The 17,738-nt window shown below is 42.4% G+C and carries 18 protein-coding genes and 2 pseudogenes; 15 read left to right on the top strand and 5 right to left on the bottom strand.

Going from position 1 to position 17,738, the window contains the following annotated elements:
- From IDJ76_RS18340 to IDJ76_RS21065, 3 genes and pseudogenes are all read left to right on the top strand, one after another.
- Positions 1–903 carry a helix-turn-helix domain-containing protein gene (locus IDJ76_RS18340; protein ID WP_191165333.1) on the top strand — a complete coding sequence of 301 codons (903 nt, stop codon included), beginning with the start codon at positions 1–3 and terminating at the stop codon, positions 901–903.
- Positions 904–1,124: 221 nt separating this feature from the next.
- Positions 1,125–1,328 (top strand): aldo/keto reductase, encoded by a 204-nt coding sequence (locus IDJ76_RS21070; protein WP_262892237.1) that lies wholly within the window; start codon positions 1,125–1,127, stop codon positions 1,326–1,328.
- A pseudogene (locus tag IDJ76_RS21065) lies at positions 1,328–1,855 on the top strand (aldo/keto reductase). Before IDJ76_RS21070 ends, IDJ76_RS21065 begins: the two are co-directional and overlap by 1 nt.
- A 19-nt stretch (positions 1,856–1,874) precedes the next feature.
- On the opposite strand, the gene IDJ76_RS18330 reads toward IDJ76_RS21065, so the two are convergent.
- Positions 1,875–2,318: a MarR family winged helix-turn-helix transcriptional regulator gene (locus IDJ76_RS18330; protein ID WP_191165331.1), complete on the bottom strand. Its 444-nt coding sequence runs from the start codon at positions 2,316–2,318 to the stop codon at positions 1,875–1,877.
- Positions 2,319–2,392: 74 nt separating this feature from the next.
- Here IDJ76_RS18330 and IDJ76_RS18325 point away from each other — a divergent pair, with 74 nt between their 5' ends.
- Positions 2,393–3,028 (top strand): flavin reductase family protein, encoded by a 636-nt coding sequence (locus tag IDJ76_RS18325; RefSeq protein WP_191165329.1) that lies wholly within the window; start codon positions 2,393–2,395, stop codon positions 3,026–3,028.
- Between the two features lie 4 nt (positions 3,029–3,032).
- Entirely contained in the window at positions 3,033–3,422 is a 390-nt protein-coding gene (locus tag IDJ76_RS18320) for a GlcG/HbpS family heme-binding protein (protein ID WP_191165327.1), read from the top strand.
- 43 nt (positions 3,423–3,465) lie between these two features.
- On the opposite strand, the gene IDJ76_RS18315 is transcribed toward IDJ76_RS18320, so the two are convergent.
- Positions 3,466–4,320, bottom strand: coding sequence for a helix-turn-helix domain-containing protein (locus tag IDJ76_RS18315; RefSeq protein WP_191165325.1), 855 nt, complete (start codon positions 4,318–4,320; stop codon positions 3,466–3,468).
- Positions 4,321–4,450: 130 nt separating this feature from the next.
- Here IDJ76_RS18315 and IDJ76_RS18310 point away from each other — a divergent pair, with 130 nt between their 5' ends.
- From IDJ76_RS18310 to IDJ76_RS18265, 10 genes and pseudogenes are all read left to right on the top strand, one after another.
- The gene (locus IDJ76_RS18310) at positions 4,451–4,993 is read left to right on the top strand and encodes a carboxymuconolactone decarboxylase family protein (RefSeq protein ID WP_191165323.1); all 543 of its coding nucleotides are present in this window, start codon (positions 4,451–4,453) and stop codon (positions 4,991–4,993) included.
- Positions 4,994–5,058: 65 nt separating this feature from the next.
- Positions 5,059–6,072: an SDR family NAD(P)-dependent oxidoreductase gene (locus tag IDJ76_RS18305; RefSeq protein WP_224746404.1), complete on the top strand. Its 1,014-nt coding sequence runs from the start codon at positions 5,059–5,061 to the stop codon at positions 6,070–6,072.
- Between the two features lie 247 nt (positions 6,073–6,319).
- Positions 6,320–6,652: pseudogene (locus tag IDJ76_RS18300) on the top strand (heavy metal translocating P-type ATPase); the annotation flags it as partial.
- A gap of 53 nt (positions 6,653–6,705) precedes the next feature.
- Complete coding sequence (locus tag IDJ76_RS18295) at positions 6,706–7,074, top strand: HYC_CC_PP family protein (RefSeq protein ID WP_449560065.1); 369 nt, start codon at positions 6,706–6,708, stop codon at positions 7,072–7,074.
- Between the two features lie 123 nt (positions 7,075–7,197).
- A complete protein-coding gene (locus tag IDJ76_RS18290; RefSeq protein ID WP_191165319.1) occupies positions 7,198–7,446 on the top strand; it encodes a heavy metal-binding domain-containing protein in 249 nt (82 codons plus the stop codon).
- A gap of 49 nt (positions 7,447–7,495) precedes the next feature.
- Positions 7,496–8,770, top strand: coding sequence for an efflux RND transporter permease subunit (locus IDJ76_RS21060; protein WP_191165317.1), 1,275 nt, complete (start codon positions 7,496–7,498; stop codon positions 8,768–8,770).
- Positions 8,767–10,659 (top strand): efflux RND transporter permease subunit, encoded by a 1,893-nt coding sequence (locus IDJ76_RS21055; RefSeq protein ID WP_191165315.1) that lies wholly within the window; start codon positions 8,767–8,769, stop codon positions 10,657–10,659. Before IDJ76_RS21060 ends, IDJ76_RS21055 begins: the two co-directional genes overlap by 4 nt.
- A complete protein-coding gene (locus tag IDJ76_RS18275; protein ID WP_191165313.1) occupies positions 10,659–11,882 on the top strand; it encodes a TolC family protein in 1,224 nt (407 codons plus the stop codon). Before IDJ76_RS21055 ends, IDJ76_RS18275 begins: the two co-directional genes overlap by 1 nt.
- Positions 11,869–13,122, top strand: coding sequence for an efflux RND transporter periplasmic adaptor subunit (locus IDJ76_RS18270; protein ID WP_191165311.1), 1,254 nt, complete (start codon positions 11,869–11,871; stop codon positions 13,120–13,122). Before IDJ76_RS18275 ends, IDJ76_RS18270 begins: the two co-directional genes overlap by 14 nt.
- Positions 13,115–14,317, top strand: a complete 1,203-nt coding sequence (locus IDJ76_RS18265; RefSeq protein WP_191165309.1) for an efflux RND transporter periplasmic adaptor subunit — start codon at positions 13,115–13,117, stop codon at positions 14,315–14,317. Before IDJ76_RS18270 ends, IDJ76_RS18265 begins: the two co-directional genes overlap by 8 nt.
- 947 nt (positions 14,318–15,264) lie before the next feature.
- On the opposite strand, the gene IDJ76_RS18260 is transcribed toward IDJ76_RS18265, so the two are convergent.
- From IDJ76_RS18260 to IDJ76_RS18250, 3 genes are all read right to left on the bottom strand, one after another.
- Entirely contained in the window at positions 15,265–15,690 is a 426-nt protein-coding gene (locus tag IDJ76_RS18260; RefSeq protein ID WP_191165307.1) for a PepSY-like domain-containing protein, read from the bottom strand.
- 433 nt (positions 15,691–16,123) lie between these two features.
- The gene (locus tag IDJ76_RS18255) at positions 16,124–16,525 is read right to left on the bottom strand and encodes a hypothetical protein (protein ID WP_191165305.1); all 402 of its coding nucleotides are present in this window, start codon (positions 16,523–16,525) and stop codon (positions 16,124–16,126) included.
- 130 nt (positions 16,526–16,655) lie between these two features.
- Positions 16,656–17,738, bottom strand: a complete 1,083-nt coding sequence (locus IDJ76_RS18250) for an efflux RND transporter periplasmic adaptor subunit (RefSeq protein ID WP_191165303.1) — start codon at positions 17,736–17,738, stop codon at positions 16,656–16,658.

Genomic DNA, 17,738 nt, shown 5'->3' with positions numbered 1-17,738 from the left:
ATGGCAAACGGAACACCTGTTAGGGTCAATTCTATAACGCAACTGCACCGGATGCTGGAGCTTCCTATGCCCCGGCATCCGTTGGTTAGTATCGTCGACTATGCAAAAATCAAACCCCCGCCTGGAATAAGTGCTGTTTTTGACTTTTATTCCATATCTCTAAAAAGAGGGGTTAATAAACTTAGCTATGGTCAGCAGGAATATGATTTCGATGAAGGAGTACTGTATTTTATGGCACCCGATCAGGTATTAGCACAAGACGATCAGCCAGTCGCAGAACGTTCTGGCTGGATATTATTTCTTCATCCTGACTTTCTATGGAATACCGTACTTGCAAAAACAATCAGGCAATTCGAATTTTTTAATTACTCGGTAAGGGAAGCTTTATTTCTTTCAGACAGGGAAGAAAATATCATCAATGGCATTATTGGAAATATTCAACAGGAGTTTGAATCCAATATTGACAAGTTTAGCCAGGATGTGGTTATCGCGCAACTGGAGGTGCTACTAACTTATTCCCGAAGATTTTATGAACGTCAGTTTATTACCAGGAAGATAACTAACCACCAAATCCTTGATCGGCTGGAGAGTTTGTTAAATATATGCGTCACTGATAATTATATGCTCTCGAAAGGAATTCCTACAGTTCAATATGTTGCGGAAACACTCAATATCTCTACCAGGTACTTAGGCAGCCTGCTAAAACAATTAACCGGCCAAACAACCCAACAACACATACAATACAAAGTAATTGAAAAGGCTAAAGAAAAACTGTCGACTACTGATTTATCGGTAAGTGAAATTGCATACCAGTTGGGTTTCGAGCATGCTCAATCATTTAATAAGCTTTTTAAGGCAAAAACAAACTTTTCTCCCTTAGCGTTTAGGCGGTCGTTTAACTAACCGGCCTTATTACATTAACTACATAAACTAACAAAGGCCGATCGTTAACCATAGGATGACCGGTATGATGATAAATATAGTATAGTAGATAATGCATTAACCTATATAAGATCTTATTTGCAGATGTCATCAATCCAGTTCATTTTGAATACCAATAACTGCGTTTTGAACACAACAGATCAGCGCAGACTGTTGAAATTTGCACTTCATAATTAAACAACATGAAGTATAAAATTTTAGGAATTACAGGCTTGAAAGTTTCAATCCTTTGTTTAGGAATCATGAACTACGGTGGAAACGGTTTTTTCGGCTACATGGGTAATCTGGATCAGGAACAAGTTGATGAACAGTTTAAGATGGCGACAGAAGCAGGCGTTAATTTTATTGATATGGCCAATATTTATTCAGACGGCATTTTGAAGTAATGATTGGCCGGGCAATCAAAAATCTTGGTATTAACAGGGATGACCGGGTGCTGGCAACCAAAGTAAGAGGGTCAATGGGCAAAGGCGAAAATGATAGAGGGCTTTCTAAAAAACATATTATTCAGCAAATTGATGCAAGTTTAAATAGACTTGGAACAGATTATATCGACCTCTATCAGATCCATACAGCAGACCCATTGATACCAATTAAAGAAACGATCAAAACGCTAGGCGACCTGGTAAGAAGCGGCAAGATCATATATTTTGATACAAGCAATATTACTGCCTGGCAATTAATGAAGGGACTGGCTTATTCGCAATACAACGGTTTAGACAGGTTTGGCTCTCTTTAGGCCAATTATTCATTAGATGTACGAGACGCTGAGCGTGAAATTTTTCCTTTACTACAAGATCAGAAAGTAGGCCTAATGGTTTGGAGCCCGTTAAGCGGTGGCTTGCTTACCCGTGAGTTGTCCTTAGTTTCAAATGAATATTTGAAAAATCGTGTGGACAGGAAAGGCTTTTAAAACCACATTAAATGTGAATTTATATACTATTATGTCTTTCCTCTATAAAGCCAAGCAAAGTATCAAGTGAATAATTAAATTCATTGAACCTGCGTTTTTCTAAAACTTCTACCAGTTTATTTTCAAGGTCAAGACGCGTCGAATCAAGATACTTAATAAACATTTTTCCTTTGTCAGAAAGGGTCAATATTTTGATCCTCGCATCTGCTGATTGTTCTTCCGCGCTAACTATATATCCTGATCGAAAAAGTTCGGTAGTCAAACGGTTCATGCTTTGTTTGGTCATACCGGCACATGAAGCAAGCTGGTTATTATTGAAGTTGCCCTCAGTTAATTTTATCAAAGCCTGCAAATGCCCCATCTTGATATCTGTGTAGCCGTCAGACGCCCAGCGATGTTCACTAAGAGCCGTCATCAATCGGGTCAACTTATGCAGTTTTGCTGCAAAATTCTGGTGTTCCATAATTATTCATCAAATATAGTAAGTGCTATTGACTAAATAGTCAGTATTACTTACCTTTGTTTAAACTTACTACTATGATAGAGATCAATCCTTCAGATATTTCTGTAGAAGCCCGGTACAAATTACTAACAGGCAGTATCATACCGAGGCCGATAGGTGTTATTAGTACAATTTCGGCGAATGGAATAACTAATTTCGCACCATTCTCCTATTTCAATATTGCAGGCCATGCGCCAATGGCAGTTTCATTCGCCGTTGCCGGGCCAAAGCCTGACGGGACTGAAAAAGATACGCTGCGAAACGCCAAATTACCGGATGATGGCGGTACCGGTGAGTTTGTAGCCCACATTGCTACCGAATCGTTCGCGACAGCTATGGCTAAATCCGCTTTTCCGTTAACGGAGGATCATTCGGAATTTGATTTCACCGGCTTAACAGCAGTAACAGCCAAAATGATAAGGGCTCCACGGATTAAAGAGGCCCCTATTGCCTTTGAGTGTAAAACGATCCAAGTTGTAACGATAGGCAGGTCAAGGTTAATTATCGGTGAGATTTTATATATGCACTTTGCAGAGCAGATACTGCAAGACAACTATCGCGTCGATTATCAGGCCTTAAAAGCTATAGGCCGTATGGCAGGTTCCCGGTATTGCAAAACCAAAGACGTTTTTGAGATAAAGGACGAAAAGTTTTTCCCGGGTAATAACTAAGCGCATGAACCAAGGACTCATTAATCAATTATTGCACCGCGCGCTTGATGAAGCGGGGCGGTTAAACATTGCCATCACGGTTTCGGTAGTAGATAACGGAGGCCATTTGGTCGCTTTGTTAAGGCAGGAAAATTGCAGTTATTTCGGCATAGCCGCAAGCAGGAAGAAAGCAGTGACTGCTTCACAACTAAAATTACCAAGCCATGTATTAAATGGTGTTATTAAGCAGTTTCCTGAGCTTCAAAGATCATTGGATAATAATAACGACATAGAATTATTGCCTGGAGGATTTCCGGTTGTGATAAACAGTATCGTCATTGGCGGATTAGGTATATCAGGGGGAAACTTTGATCAGGATAGGATTATTGGTGAATATGCAATAAAGGTAATTTAAAATCTAACGAAGCTGATTTATAGTTGCTCGGCTTTACCAATCTTTATCCGTGTAAGTCAGCAACGATTGAAATACCGGTCTGCTCGCGGAAAGCCTGCGGAGATACTTTAGTAAACTTTTTAAAGAACCGGCTGAAATAAAACTCATCCTGAAATTTAAGGTTATAAGCCACTTCTTTGATGCTTTTACGTGTAAGGTGCAGTTGTTTTTTAGCCTCCAGGATAAGCCGCTCTTGAATCAGGTGGGAAGGCGTCTTACCAAAGTAACGGCTACTCCTTTTAGTTAAGTTATCCGGTGTCATTGCCAGCAGCGAAGCATAGTCAGATGGTTTGTGAAGGTGCAAAAAATGTTTATCCAGCAGCAGCCGAAACCGTTCCATCATTTCATCTTTTTCTATATGGCCTTCGGGGTCAGAAAGTGATTTTGTTTTTATGCTGCTGGATTTAGCTAAAAAAAGTTGCAGGTAAGCCCTCATTACCGTTTCTGATGGTTTTTCTTGCTTAAATTCTTCCTGCATATTATTTAACAAAGATTCAAATATTAATGATTCTTTATCTGATAAGGGCACCAATGGGTCAATGTAGATGTTGTTAAAAAGCAGGCCATTACAGGCCACTTCCTGGCGATGGTACTCAATACAATAAAAGTCGCCGTGGAACTGTACACGGGTACAATTGATATCTTTGCTTTCAGTCAGGTAGATGACTTGTAGCGGGGTAGAGAATAATAACACCGGTCCATTAAAAGCGAAAGTGCCAAAATCTGAGTGGAAACCCCCAAGGCCATTTTTTATAAAATACACGGTATACACCGGGTACTGTACCGGTAAACCAAGACTTGCCTCTTCTAATGCCGTTACGCCTAATAATAACTGGTTTGAACTATCCCTGATTTCCATCAAGAACAAATATACAGATCATATCCAATTCATCGGCGACCGGATACGTCCAAGCGTTAGCCTTTTTTGTCCATGTTTACCCGTCGCCCGTCGTAGTACTTTTGATTAACAAAAAAGAATTTTTAGTATCATGAAAACTAAGATCAATGTACCCAGTCGCGACCAGGTTAATTTGGAAGCCCAAATCCTATTTGATCGTATTAAACAACGTGCCGGCAAAGTGCCTAACCTCTACGCCACCATTGGTTATTCGGCCAACGCACTGGAAGGGTTTCTGAATTTTGAAGAAGCTTTAAATAAGGGGGCATTTACGCCTAAAGAGAGAGAAGCCATTGCCCTTGTGGTATCGGAAGTAAATGGATGTAAATACTGTTTAGCTGCCCATACGGCTTTGGCTATCAAACGGGGTTATAGTAAAGAAGAAACACTGTTGATCCGTAAAGGGATAGCCAAGGACATGAAACTAAATACCATGATTCAACTGGCGAAATCCATAGCAGAAAATAAAGGAGAGGCCGATCCTATATTGGTGACTTGTTTCTTTGGCGAAGGTTATACGGTAAGTGCGCTTATAGAACTAACGGGCCTTGTGGCAGTTAGGGTATTTACGAATTATGTTTACGCCTTAACCGATATACCGGTAGACTTTCCGGTTGCCGATCCCCTGAATTGATGTGTACCCTCTAATTATATAAAATCTCATCATTATAAAGTGCGGTTTAATTAAAAACATAAAAAATGAAAAATTCAATGAATTACTCGATTTCTGAACAACAACATCCCATACATTCCGGATATGATTTTTCAAATACTGCCGAAGAGGTGATGAAAGGTATTGACCTGACTAATAAGATCGCCATCGTTACCGGGGGTTACTCAGGCATAGGACAGGAAAACGTGCGCTTATTACATGCTGCAGGTGCTACCGTAATTGTACCGACAAGAAACCTGGAAGCGACGCAATTACTATTTAAAGATTATACCGACCGTTTAGAACTCGTTTATATGGACCTTATAAAACCAGCCAGTATAGACGATTTCGCCGCTCAATTTTTATCTTCGGGCAGGCCGATACATTTGCTGATCAATAACGCCGGCATCATGGCTTCACCGTTAGCAAGAGACGAACGCGGGTATGAATCCCAGTTCGCTACCAATCATCTCGGGCATTATCAGCTGACCGTGCGTTTATGGAATGCTTTGAAGCAGGCAAATGGCGCCAGAGTAGTTAATGTATCTTCGCTTGGACACCGCTTTTCCGACATTATTTATGATGATCCTAACTTTACAAAGACACCGTATGACCGTTGGATAGCTTACGGCCAATCTAAAACTGCCAATATCCTTTTTAGCGTACAACTGGATGCCATTGGGAAGGATCAGGGTATTCGTTCATACTCGGTCCATCCGGGCCGGATTATGGATACCAATTTAAAGAAATACCTGTCGCATGAAGAACTGATCAAGCTTAATGCCATCAATGAAGACGGCAGCCTGAAAAACGAAATGGAAGCTACCTTAAAAACTATCGCCCAGGGCGCGGCAACTACTTTATTTTGTGCCACCAGCCCTTTATTAAATGGAATTGGCGGCGTGCACTGCGAGGATAATGATATTGCGAGGGTTGTTGAAACACCTGCTGCGGGGAGCCAGATGTCAAATGGTGTGCTGGGTTACGCGATAGACCGGAACAATGCGCAAAGGCTATGGGCACTTTCAGAAAAGTTAACTGATGTAACTATTAGTGCTTGAATATTTTGGTATACATAAATGAATTAAAGTTAATTTTCTGATTTACAAGTAGTGGGTCAATAGCTGAAGAGCAAAATATTTTTTTAAGGTGCTATCAGCGACAGCGAAAATTTAACAAAGGCATTTCCGATAATTTCAACCCGGGAGTAGAATATAAACTCATTTTATTATCGCATTTATATGAAATTAGAAATATTTGAGATTTTGCGTAAATCCTCAATAAAATAGTTCGAAATTTGTCCAATACGGGCTGAATGACGCGCCTGCATTAGCGCAAGCGGATATTGGTATTGCGGTTGGTTCGGCCAGCGATATAGCGGCGGAAACAGCAGGGATTGTTTTAGTGAACAGCAATCCAAAAGATATTGTCAGCCTGATCCTATTTGGCAAAGCGACCTATCGGAAAATGATACAGAACCTGGCCTGGGCGACAGGTTATAACATCGTGGCGCTACCATTGGCTGTAGGGGTATTATATAACCAGGGCATTGTATTGAGTCCGGCGGCTGGTGCCGTATTGATGACGGTAAGCACCGTGGTCGTTGCGATCAATGCAAGTCTGTTAAAAGTAAAATCTTAATACCAGAAACAGCATTAAGGTAATCCTATAAATTTATAAGTATATTCGTATCAATGAAACGCTCCGCGCTTGTCTTATTAACGGCTATTTACCTATTATCATGTGTGGGTATCGGAGTGAACCGTTTTTATTGCTGCGGCAAGCTGGCTTCGGTTAAACTGACCTACGCCATCATGGATCATACAGATAAAGATAATTGTTGCAAAAATGATGTGAAATCCTTTAAAGTAAAGGATACGCATGTTGGCTCAGTTTCATTTGCTTTAAATGATATTTCAGCGGCTATACTGCCGGTTGACCATTCTTGGACAAGTATTACAATTGTATCGGAACAAATCGGGCTGGTCCGCTATCAGGCACATGCCCCACCGGGGGACGCTGCTACACCGATTTATACTTTAAACTGCAATTACAGGATCTAACCTGTATTTTTTCTTAGCCCGTAATTTCTTTACCCGGCTATATTTCCCATCGCAATCCATCTTAATTCATAATCCCGTATAGGTTATACCTATGCTATTTATTCATTTTTAAATTTTAACAACATGAAAAAGTTAATGCTGATGGCTGCTGCCATCCTGTTTTCTGCCGCAACCGTATTTGCAGCCAGTAGTATCAATCCGGTATCCGACACCACCCAAACCAAAAAAGTAAAACCGGCTAAAGTACAATACACCTGTACCATGCACCCGGAAGTATTAAGTGACAAGCCCGGTAAATGCCCGAAGTGCGGCATGACACTCGTTAAAAAGACTGATGCTAAAAAGAAACCCGCAGAAAAAATGAAAATGTAATTCATTCAGCCCTCCGCCGACCAGCGGAGGGCTGATTAAAATAATTAAGATGATTAATCAACTTATTTCCCTGTCCTTAAAAAACAGGTATATCGTATTGCTAATCGCCATCGCGCTGTTTGCCTGGGGTATTTATGCCATACGAGAAAATCCTATTGATGCGATTCCTGACCTGTCTGAAAATCAGGTGATCGTTTTTACCGAATGGCAGGGCCGCAGCCCGCAGGTCATGGAAGACCAGGTGACCTACCCGCTGGTGAGTAATCTGCAAGGTATCCCCAAAGTCCGGGCGATCCGCGCTACTTCCATGTTCGGGATGAGCTTCGTTTATATTGTATTTGAAGATAAAGCTGATGTGTATTGGGCACGAAGCCGGGTGTTGGAGCGGCTGAACTACGCGCAGCGCCTATTGCCGCAGGGTATTACTCCAACACTCGGGCCGGATGGTACGGGAGTGGGGCATATTTTGTGGTACACGCTCGATGCCAAAGGCATGGACTTAGGTGAGCAACGCGCTTTACAGGATTGGTATGTAAAACTGGGTTTACAAACTGTTCCCGGTGTAAGCGAAGTTGCTTCCTTCGGCGGCTTTGAAAAGCAATACCAGGTAACTATTGATCCTAATAAACTCAACTATTACCGTATCCCTTTATCGCAAGTGCTTAAATCCATCAAAAGCAATAACAATGATGTAGGCGGGCGCAAGTTTGAGATGAACGGCACTGGTTATATAGTCCGTGGCCTGGGCTACATCAAAAGCTTAGCCGATGTGGAAAATATCCCCGTTGGGGTGATCAATACCATACCTGTTAAAATCAAAGATATTGCTACGGTGCAAATGGGCGGCGATGAGCGCCTGGGTATTTTTGACCGCAATGGAAACGGAGAAGCGGTTGGTGGTATTGTGGTGATGCGTTACGGCGAAAATGCAGATAAGGTGATCCATGCAGTCAAGGTTAAAATGGCGGATATTCAAAAGGGCTTGCCTGCTGGCGTTAGTTTTAAGATCGCTTATGACCGTAGCGAACTGATCGAAAATGCGGTTGGTTCGGTTAAACATACGCTCATCGAAGAAATGATCACGGTATCCATTATCGTAGTCCTATTTCTATTGAGTATTAAAAGTGCTTTGAGCATTATTATACAAATTCCAATTACTATCGCGGCCAGCTTTATTTTGCTTAACGCGTTTGGCATATCCTCCAATATCATGTCATTAACAGGTATCGCTTTAGCCATTGGGGTGATCGTGGATAACGGGATTGTGATGGTCGAAAATTCGCATAGGAACTTATCCATCGCACAAGAAAAAGAAAAATCATGACCACAGCAGAAAGAATAAAAATTATCGAAACCTCCTGTAAACAGGTAGGCCGTGGCGTGTTTTTCTCTACGCTTATTATTGTTGCTTCGTTCCTGCCGGTATTTTTACTGGAAGGTCAAGAGGGCAAATTGTTTGGCCCCTTAGCCTGGACTAAAACCTTTATCCTGGCGATAGATGCTATTTTGGCGGTAACGCTGGCCCCGGTACTGATCTCATTCTTCCTGAAAGGGAAATTAAGAACAGACGACCATAATCCACTTAACCGGGGACTGGAAAGAATTTACCGTCCCGTACTGGAATGGTGTGTAACCTGGCGCAAAACCACCATCGGTATCAATATCATTGCATTATTGATCAGTATACCGCTTTTGTTAAGCTTGGGCAGTGAGTTTATGCCGCCATTAGATGAGGGAACGATCCTGTTTATGCCGGTTACCCAGCCGGATGTATCTAATGCGCAAGCCAAGCAATTATTACAGGTACAGGATAAGATTATTAAAAGCATACCCGAAGTGGCTAATGTATTAGGCAAAGCAGGCCGGGCGAACACCGCTACAGATAACTCACCCATTAGCATGACCGAAACCATTGTGTTGCTAAAGCCAAAAAGTGAATGGCGCAAGGGTATCAAAAAAGAGGATATTATCAATGAATTGAATGCCAAACTGCAAATCCCCGGCGTAGTTAACGGCTGGACACAGCCCATTATTAACCGCATCAATATGCTCTCTACCGGCATCCGTACCGATGTAGGCTTAAAAGTGTACGGACAGAACCTGGACACGATCAATGTTTTGGCCACTCACATGAAACAGGCTTTAATGGGTTTAAACGGCGTAAAAGACTTATACGTTGACCCCATCACCGGCGGCAAATACCTGGATATAAAAGTGAATAAAGATGCTATTGGAAGATATGGATTGAGCGTGGACGATGTAAATGAAGTGGTGGAAAGCGCTTTGGGCGGGATGAATTTAACGACGACCGTAGAGGGCAGGCAGCGCTTCAGCGTCAATGCGCGTTTGGCGCAGGATTACCGGAATAACCTGGAGGTGATTAAACGGACGTTGGTGCAAACCATGAATAATGGCCCCGTACCTTTATCCTCGGTTGCAGATATCAAGATCAGCGACGGTCCGGCTATGATCCAATCAGAAAATGCCTTGTTGCGGGGCACGGTATTATTTAACGTCCGTGACCGCGATCTGGGCAGTACGGTAAAGGAAGCGCAGGACAAACTTAATAACCTGGTTAAAACGCTGCCCAAAGGCTACTACATCGAGTGGAGCGGCCAGTATGAGAACCTGATCCGGGCGGAGCATACTTTAAAAATGATCTTGCCCATTGTGCTCATTATCATCTTTGCTAGTTTATATTTTGCTTTCCATTCGATCCGGGAAGCATTTTTTAGCTTGATCTCCATTCCATTCGCTTTAATTGGCGGGGCATATATGGTGTACTTCTTCGGCGTGCATTTATCAGTGGCCGTGGCTGTCGGCTTTATAGCCCTCTTTGGCATTGCCGTAGAAACAGGCATAGTAATGGTGATTTACCTGAATGATGCCATGCAGCAATTGGTGGCCTTAAAGGGAAACTCGGCAGCAACTATCACTAAGGAAGACTTGCGGTTATATGTCATGAATGGCGCAGTGAAACGGTTGCGCCCAAAGCTGATGACGGTTTGCGTGGCCTTGTTTGGCTTGGTGCCTGTGCTTTGGGCTACCGGGACTGGAAGCGATGTGATGCAGCCGATTGTGCTGCCGATGATTGGCGGAGTATTAACATCTTCCACCCATATTTTATTGGTTACGCCTTTGATCTTTTTAATGGTAAAGGAATACGAGTTAAAAAAGCATGGCAAACTGGAAGTATTGGAGGTAAAGGAATAATGAAAAAATATCAAATCATACTAATAGGTTTAATATGTGCTGCAACTATTGCGAGCGCGCAACGCCTGCCTTTAGACAGCGTTTTGTCCCGCGTAGCCGCTAACCCGGCCTTGCTATCTTATGATGCCAAAGGGAGTGCACAGGATGCTTACGCGACCGGGGCAAAAAGCCTGGATGCGCCGAAAATCAGCGCGGGACAATATCAGGTACCTTATCAAATAAATCCTAATGGCGGTGCCTTTATGATCCAGGCAGAGCAAATGTTTACCAATCCTGCCAAACTTCGGGCTAAGGAAGAATATATGAAAGGCTTATCCAACGTTACGAAGGAAGATAAGAATTACCTGAAAAATCAACTGATCGCGCAAGCCAAGCAATACTACTATGAACGGGTGGTACTGGAGAAGAAGCTGGTGCAGTTGCAGAATACGCAAAACCTGTTGCAGTATATGCTGAAAGATGCCAATATCCGGCTGACCTACGGCAAGGAAAAACTGTCCAATATTTATAGAGCCAAAGCCGACCTTTTTGAACTGGATAATACGCGTGAGCAATTGAATAATGAGATCAGCCAAAGGAACATCATGCTCAATACGCTAATGGACCAGGCGCAGTCAACAATATTTACCGTCGATACCACTATTGTGATAAATGATTACGAAACCAACATTACCGATACTGCAACACTGGCCGGTGCACGAAGCGATATCCAAAGTATCAATCGCAATATCGAATTACAGCAACTCAATTCACAAATGGAATACGCCAAACGCAAGCCGGATTTCGGGATACAGGCGGGACATATGCAAAGCTATGGCGGCATGGCCAACCAATATATTTTAATGGGTTCGATTACCATTCCTATTGTACCCTGGGCATCTAAAGAATATAAAGCGAACCTAAAGGGCATCCGCTTCGAAGTTCAGGAGTTGCAACAAAAGAAACTGAATATCCTTAACCAGGCACAGGGGCAATTAGCAGGGTTAAGAACGGATATGAGCAGTAAAAAACGGCAGCTAAAGAACTATAAACAAAACATTATTCCTGCCCTGCAGAACGCTTATAAAACGTCTTTGCAGGCTTACGAACAAAATACCGGCGATCTGCCCTCCGTGCTGGACGGGATCAAAAGTTTGCAATCGGTAAGAATGGCGGCACTAGACCGCTTACAGGAATTATTAACCTTACAGGTCGCATATGAAAGGGAATATGAAAAGTATTAAGATGCTCGTCTTATCATTAGCCATAATGCTGGTGGTAAGCGCCTGTGAAAATAAAAAACCTGTGACGGTTGCAACCGCGTCGAAAACCGATGTGAAATATACCTGCCCGATGCACCCGCAGATCATGGAAGACCATCCGGGCAGCTGTCCGATTTGTGGGATGACCTTGGTAAAGAAGTCAGGCCAGGCCAGCGAAGGTGCCGGGATCGGTCTGAATACTGTTTTACAACCGGTTAACGGCAACGTTATTTCTTCCGTTGGCTCGATTACACCTGTAGAGAAAGTAACGTCTACCGAAATTCTGGCGGATGGTTATTTAGATTTTGATACCCGCACCTTCAATAATATCGCTTCCCGTTTTTCCGGCCGTATCGAAAAGTTGTATATTAAATACGCTTTTCAGGAAATCCATGCCGGGCAGCGCATTTTCGATATTTATAGCCCTGATCTGGTAACGGCGCAACAGGATCTAATCTATCTGATCACACACTCGGCGCAGGAAATGGAATTGATCAATGCGGCCCGGCAAAAACTTTTATTGTTAGGTATGACCTTAACCCAGGTTAACCAAGTGGTTAAAACGGGCAAAGCGTTTTACAGTATCCCGGTCTATAGCGCTTATGAGGGTCATGTGCATGATGTGGCGCATAGCCAAATGCCGGGCGCTACGACAACAGAAACACCAACCGACTTTACAAATAATTCCCCCTTAGTCATTAAGGAGGGTATATACATTACCAAAGGTCAAACACTTTTCAATGTGGTTAACCCGCATCGCTTATGGGCGATTATTAAGGTTAGCCAGTCGCAGGCAGGCACCTTAAAGTTAAATCAAGCCATTCGGCTGACGTTGCCGGATATGCCTGGTACGCCGATAGAAGGAAGGGTAAATTTCATCGAACCTGTTCTTCAGGGTGGTGATAAAACCACCAGCATCCGGGTATATCTCGATAATATGGATCATGAATTTAAAGTAAACGCTTTGGTTAAAGCCAGTATCCAAACCGGAACTGTCAAAGCTTTGTGGATACCTAAAACAGCCCTGCTGGATCTCGGCAATACCAAAGTGGTATGGTTAAAGCAGGGTGCATTATTTAAAGCGCATGAGGTTAATACCGGGCTTACAAGCGGTAACGACATACAAGTAACCAAAGGATTGTTAGCCACGGACAGCCTGGCGGTCAATGCCCAATATTTATCAGATAGCGAAAGCTTTATTAAAACCAAAGGAAATGAATAAGCTCATTTATATAATATTGTTGTTCGCCGTTTTCTTTTCGGCTTGCAAGCATACGCCCAAACCAATTGCTAACCAATCAAGCAAAGCCTATTATACATGTTCCATGCACCCGCAGGTACATGAAGATCACGACGGGAATTGTCCCATCTGCGCCATGAAACTCATTAAAGTGGAATTAACAGATGCCGCAAGCGCCAATACGATAACCCTAAATGCTACACAAATGCAACTGGCCGGGATACAAACCGACACGATAAGGGAAGAAAACACGGGCAGCGAAAAAACGCTGACCGGCACTGTTACGACTAATGAAAACACCGCAGCGGAGTTCAGCGCCAGGTTATCCGGGCGGGTACAGCAATTGTTTGTCCGGGCTATTGGCGAAAAGGTAGCAATAGGCCAGCCGGTCTATTCGCTTTACAGTGAAGATCTGCAGGAAGCAGAAAAAGAATACCTGTTGGCCAAACAACAGCAAAAAGTATTACATAACCCTGATGTGGATTACAACCAGCTGATGAGCGCGGCAGAAAACAAGTTGAAATTATGGGGTTTATCCGCGTCACAGATCAAAAACTTGTCAGTATCCCAAAAGGTGTCTGCAACAAACACCATATTGAGTAATGTTGCGGGTACGGTAAGCGATATCGCCGTACATGAGGGTGATTATGTTACCGAAGGTATGACCGTACTAAAGACACAGGGGTTAAATAGCCTTTGGGTGGAAGCCCAACTTTACTCCAATGAAACCGGGCTTTACAAAGAGAACGATAAAGTAAATATTTCCCTTCCTGACCTGGGCGGGCAGGTCATCAAAGGCAAAGTCGAATTTATAAACCCTGAACTATCCGGGTCTTCCAAAGTGGTGCTGATCAGGATCAGTATTCCAAATACACAGGGATTGATCAGGCCGGGTATGCAGGCTTATTTAATTATCGGAAACGGTAGTACCAAGGTATTAGCGGTTCCTGCGTCGGCTGTTTTAACCGATGGCAAAGGAAGCAAGGTTTGGGTAAAGAATTCGGACGGCAGTTTTACGGCGAAAATGATCTCAGTTGGGATAGGCAATCAGTCTTATGTACCGATTAATTCAGGACTAAACCCAGGTGAGATCGTAGTCACCAACGGGGCTTACTTATTGAATAGTGAAACGATCTTCAAAAATGGGAACGTTCAGATGGATGGAATGAAAATGTGAATTTGATATAGTTATATGGAAACAATTGGCTAATGAATACCGCTGGATTTTGAGCAAAAATCCATAAAATGGTTTTAGCTAAGATTGTCAGCCAACCATCATTCAACAACCTGAAATTTAACGTTGGAATATAAATACATAAATCGATAAGAAAAAATTCTGCAATTATGTATCTGTCTAACAAACGTTAATATTTCAACAATACGATTCAATATGTCACCAAAGTGCTATCCCTGATCAATTAGGGGCATTTTTTTTATTGGGTAAAACCTAATCCTTCATTGTCGTATTTTCTAATTGTTATTTTATTGAGGGCTTTTTTAAATATAAAACACTCAAAATGTACAAACATATCAGCTCCAACAAAACCCGGCAGCTACATCAGTAAACCAATACGCACCCATGTAAACACGCGGGTAAGGTATTGTAAAAATAAAAAGCAGGCTAATTACTGAAACCGGTACTTTAATGAATTTCGGAATGTTGACTTCGTACATAAGAAATGTTAAAAAGCCAAAAAAATAGCACATAAAAAAGCACATGCCCGCTGGGGAAACTTTTCTGTTGAGTTCTAACTATTATTCTTACCAACGGCTCTGAAGGCCGGGGACGATTGGTCTATATTTAATGATAGAACTTATCGCACCTGATAAGAGTGTAAATAAAAGAAATAATGCCTCTTTTTTATATTTAAAATAAAAAAGTACAAGTGCGATGCTTGTAACGTTAATGGGCGCATTAGGCAAATAACCAACCCAGCTAATCGCTTTCATCACAATGTCTAAAATCAGGTTATGCTGCTCTTGTACCTCTTCAGAAAATTCGTGGTCTATCAGCGATGATGGGAAGAAAAAAACAAATGCCGTAAGTAACAGAAACCCTATTGTTAGAATTCATATCACTTAAAGCATAATGGATTTTCGATTAATATAACGGTGCATTAAAATTTAGTCCTTTTTTATAAAGTTGCCCTTATCATCAAAAATCAGATCACCACCTTTAATTTCGGCTTCATACATTGTTTTTCCGGTAACATCGGTAACCTTCCCCGCTTCTTTAATTTTCTGGCCTTTGTAATGTGTCGCGACATAAGGCGCTATAGACACAGGTAAGGAGCTAACCGGTATTGCTTTGACAATTTCAACAAATACAGCCGCTGGGGTAAATACTACCGAGTTATCCTCGCCCGATTTGCCACCCCAATTGGCTTCGTAATTTCCTTTTTCTTTTTCCCAACTAACTTTAGCGGCATCGGGATATTTACTCATTAATGCCGCTTTAACAGCCTGGGGCACATCCTTACTTTTTAAGTCTTGTGCCATTAGGTTGCATGTGGAAATTAGGGCAAGGCCCATCAAAAACGTTTTTTTCATGATCTTAATTTTTAAACAAGTTATCATACTATTCTGGAGGAAATTTGTGTAGTTTTTGGTGAAAAGTTGTTTTAGTCAAATGCTATTAATTTGGACAAGTTTTTTGCAAATTTCTCCGTGGTTATCTTTTTTTTCTTTAAACGTTTTTTTCAGTAACAACATATCCTTTCTGGACCAAGTCGAAAAGAAGGCCAGATAAACGCGACGCATCTATATGGAGGATATCAGCCATTTCTTTTTAGGTCATCTTATATTTATGAAAAAAAGGACGGCCAATATCGCAATGTCAAGATCTGAGTGGATACATTTCAGGTAGTTCAGCAATGATCAAATTATGGTATGATTTGTTGATTCGGAGAAGCGTTTGTGAAAATAAAAATTGCATAAGTCCTGTTTGGTTCATTATTTTGATCACCTAACCATTCACCGGAAATTACAGCGTGACCACGAAAATATTGATGATCTTATCGATCAATGATTTCCGACGAATAAAAATTTTACCGTAATCTTTCCTCAATATAGTACATGCGCGGAGCTGGTAGCTGTTATCGCTTCCTTGCCGGTCATTCCAGTTCATTTTTGATGCCCTACTTTGGCTTTTTGTAAATATCAAAAAGCATCTCTTGACCTGTTTTTGGACCATCAGCATACCGGCTAGGTTGGCTTGCATAGCCAGATCTATAAAATTTAAATTCCTGGTTTCCTTGTAATCAAGGAATTGCGTTTTATACTTATAATTGAGTAATTCATACGTTTCTTTAAGCGTAGCCACCTCTTTAGGCGATATGCCATCCGTATCAAATTGCAGATATTTCCTAATGTAACCCACGATCATCTGATGTACAATATTATTACTATGTGGATTTTCTTCGAGTTAGCAGTACTGATCGCCAAGGGGCACTATCGCATTATTCCGTTAAAAAAAAACCGGCATGATCCCGAACTTGGCCATGCCGGTTCAGAATTTAATTGATAACTGTACCGTCTTTAACATCGTCGCTGGCTTTGGTAACGATACCGTCTGAGGGAACCAAAGCACCGAAAACTTCCGTAGAATCTTTTCCAGCAAGTCCTTCTTTGATATCGACCAGTTTCGCCTTACCGTTTCTTACCGTGATCACATATTCCCGCTCGGTGGAGCGAACGATTGCGGTATTAGGTACCAGCAAAGACTTGGCACCGGAAACCATCGGGATCTTTACCTCTGCATACATACCGGGTTTCAGCTGGCCGTCTTTGTTGATCACATCAATCTCGATTGCTTCTGACCGCATATTGCCCAAGGCATTAGCCGAACGGCTGATCTTCGCGGTATGTTCCTTACCTGGCATGGCGTTAAAGGTAAAGGTAACGGCCTGCTTGAGGTCCACTTTATCCACGTAATCTTCGGGGATGGCTACTTCCAGGCGCAGTTTTCGGGTATCCTGAAGTACTAACATGGGCTGGTCAGTGCCTTTGCCGGGCGCGACCAATGCGCCTGGCGATACATTCCGCTGCACGATGGTGCCGTCAAACGGCGCGTAAATTTTAAGATAACCTTGCATAGTTTTAACGGACTCCATATTTGATCTTTCAGCATTGGCGATGGCCATATCCGATTTCATCCGGGATACGGCATTGTCCAGGTCCAGCGGGGATACCGAACCCGGTTCAGCAGCGGCTTGTTTCAAGCGGTTATACTTTTCCTTGCTGGCATTAGCCGTTTCCTGCGCCTGTAAATAGCGCGAATTAGCCGCCTGTAGCTGCGACTCCATTTCAGGTGCTTCCAGGGTAATTAACAATTGTCCTTTCGTAACTTGCGAACCCCGGTCTACAAAGATTTGCTTTACAAAACCGTTTGCTTTGGGAAACAGGTTAACCTCGTTGTACGGGTTTAACCGTCCGGGTAACCTGGCATAGCTGGACAAAGCTTTTTCGGTGATCGTACCGGTCTCATATTTCTTGTTCCCGCTTGCTTTCGCTTCGGTCAGGTCTACCGGCTTTTCGTTACCGGAACAGGCTGCTAAAAAGCAGGCTGCCGCGCCTAAGATGATTATTTTCGTTTTCAT

It is taken from the genome of Mucilaginibacter glaciei (assembly GCF_014773245.1).
GTDB lineage: Bacteria > Bacteroidota > Bacteroidia > Sphingobacteriales > Sphingobacteriaceae > Mucilaginibacter > Mucilaginibacter glaciei.
This window is presented reverse-complemented; position numbering and strand designations above follow the sequence as displayed.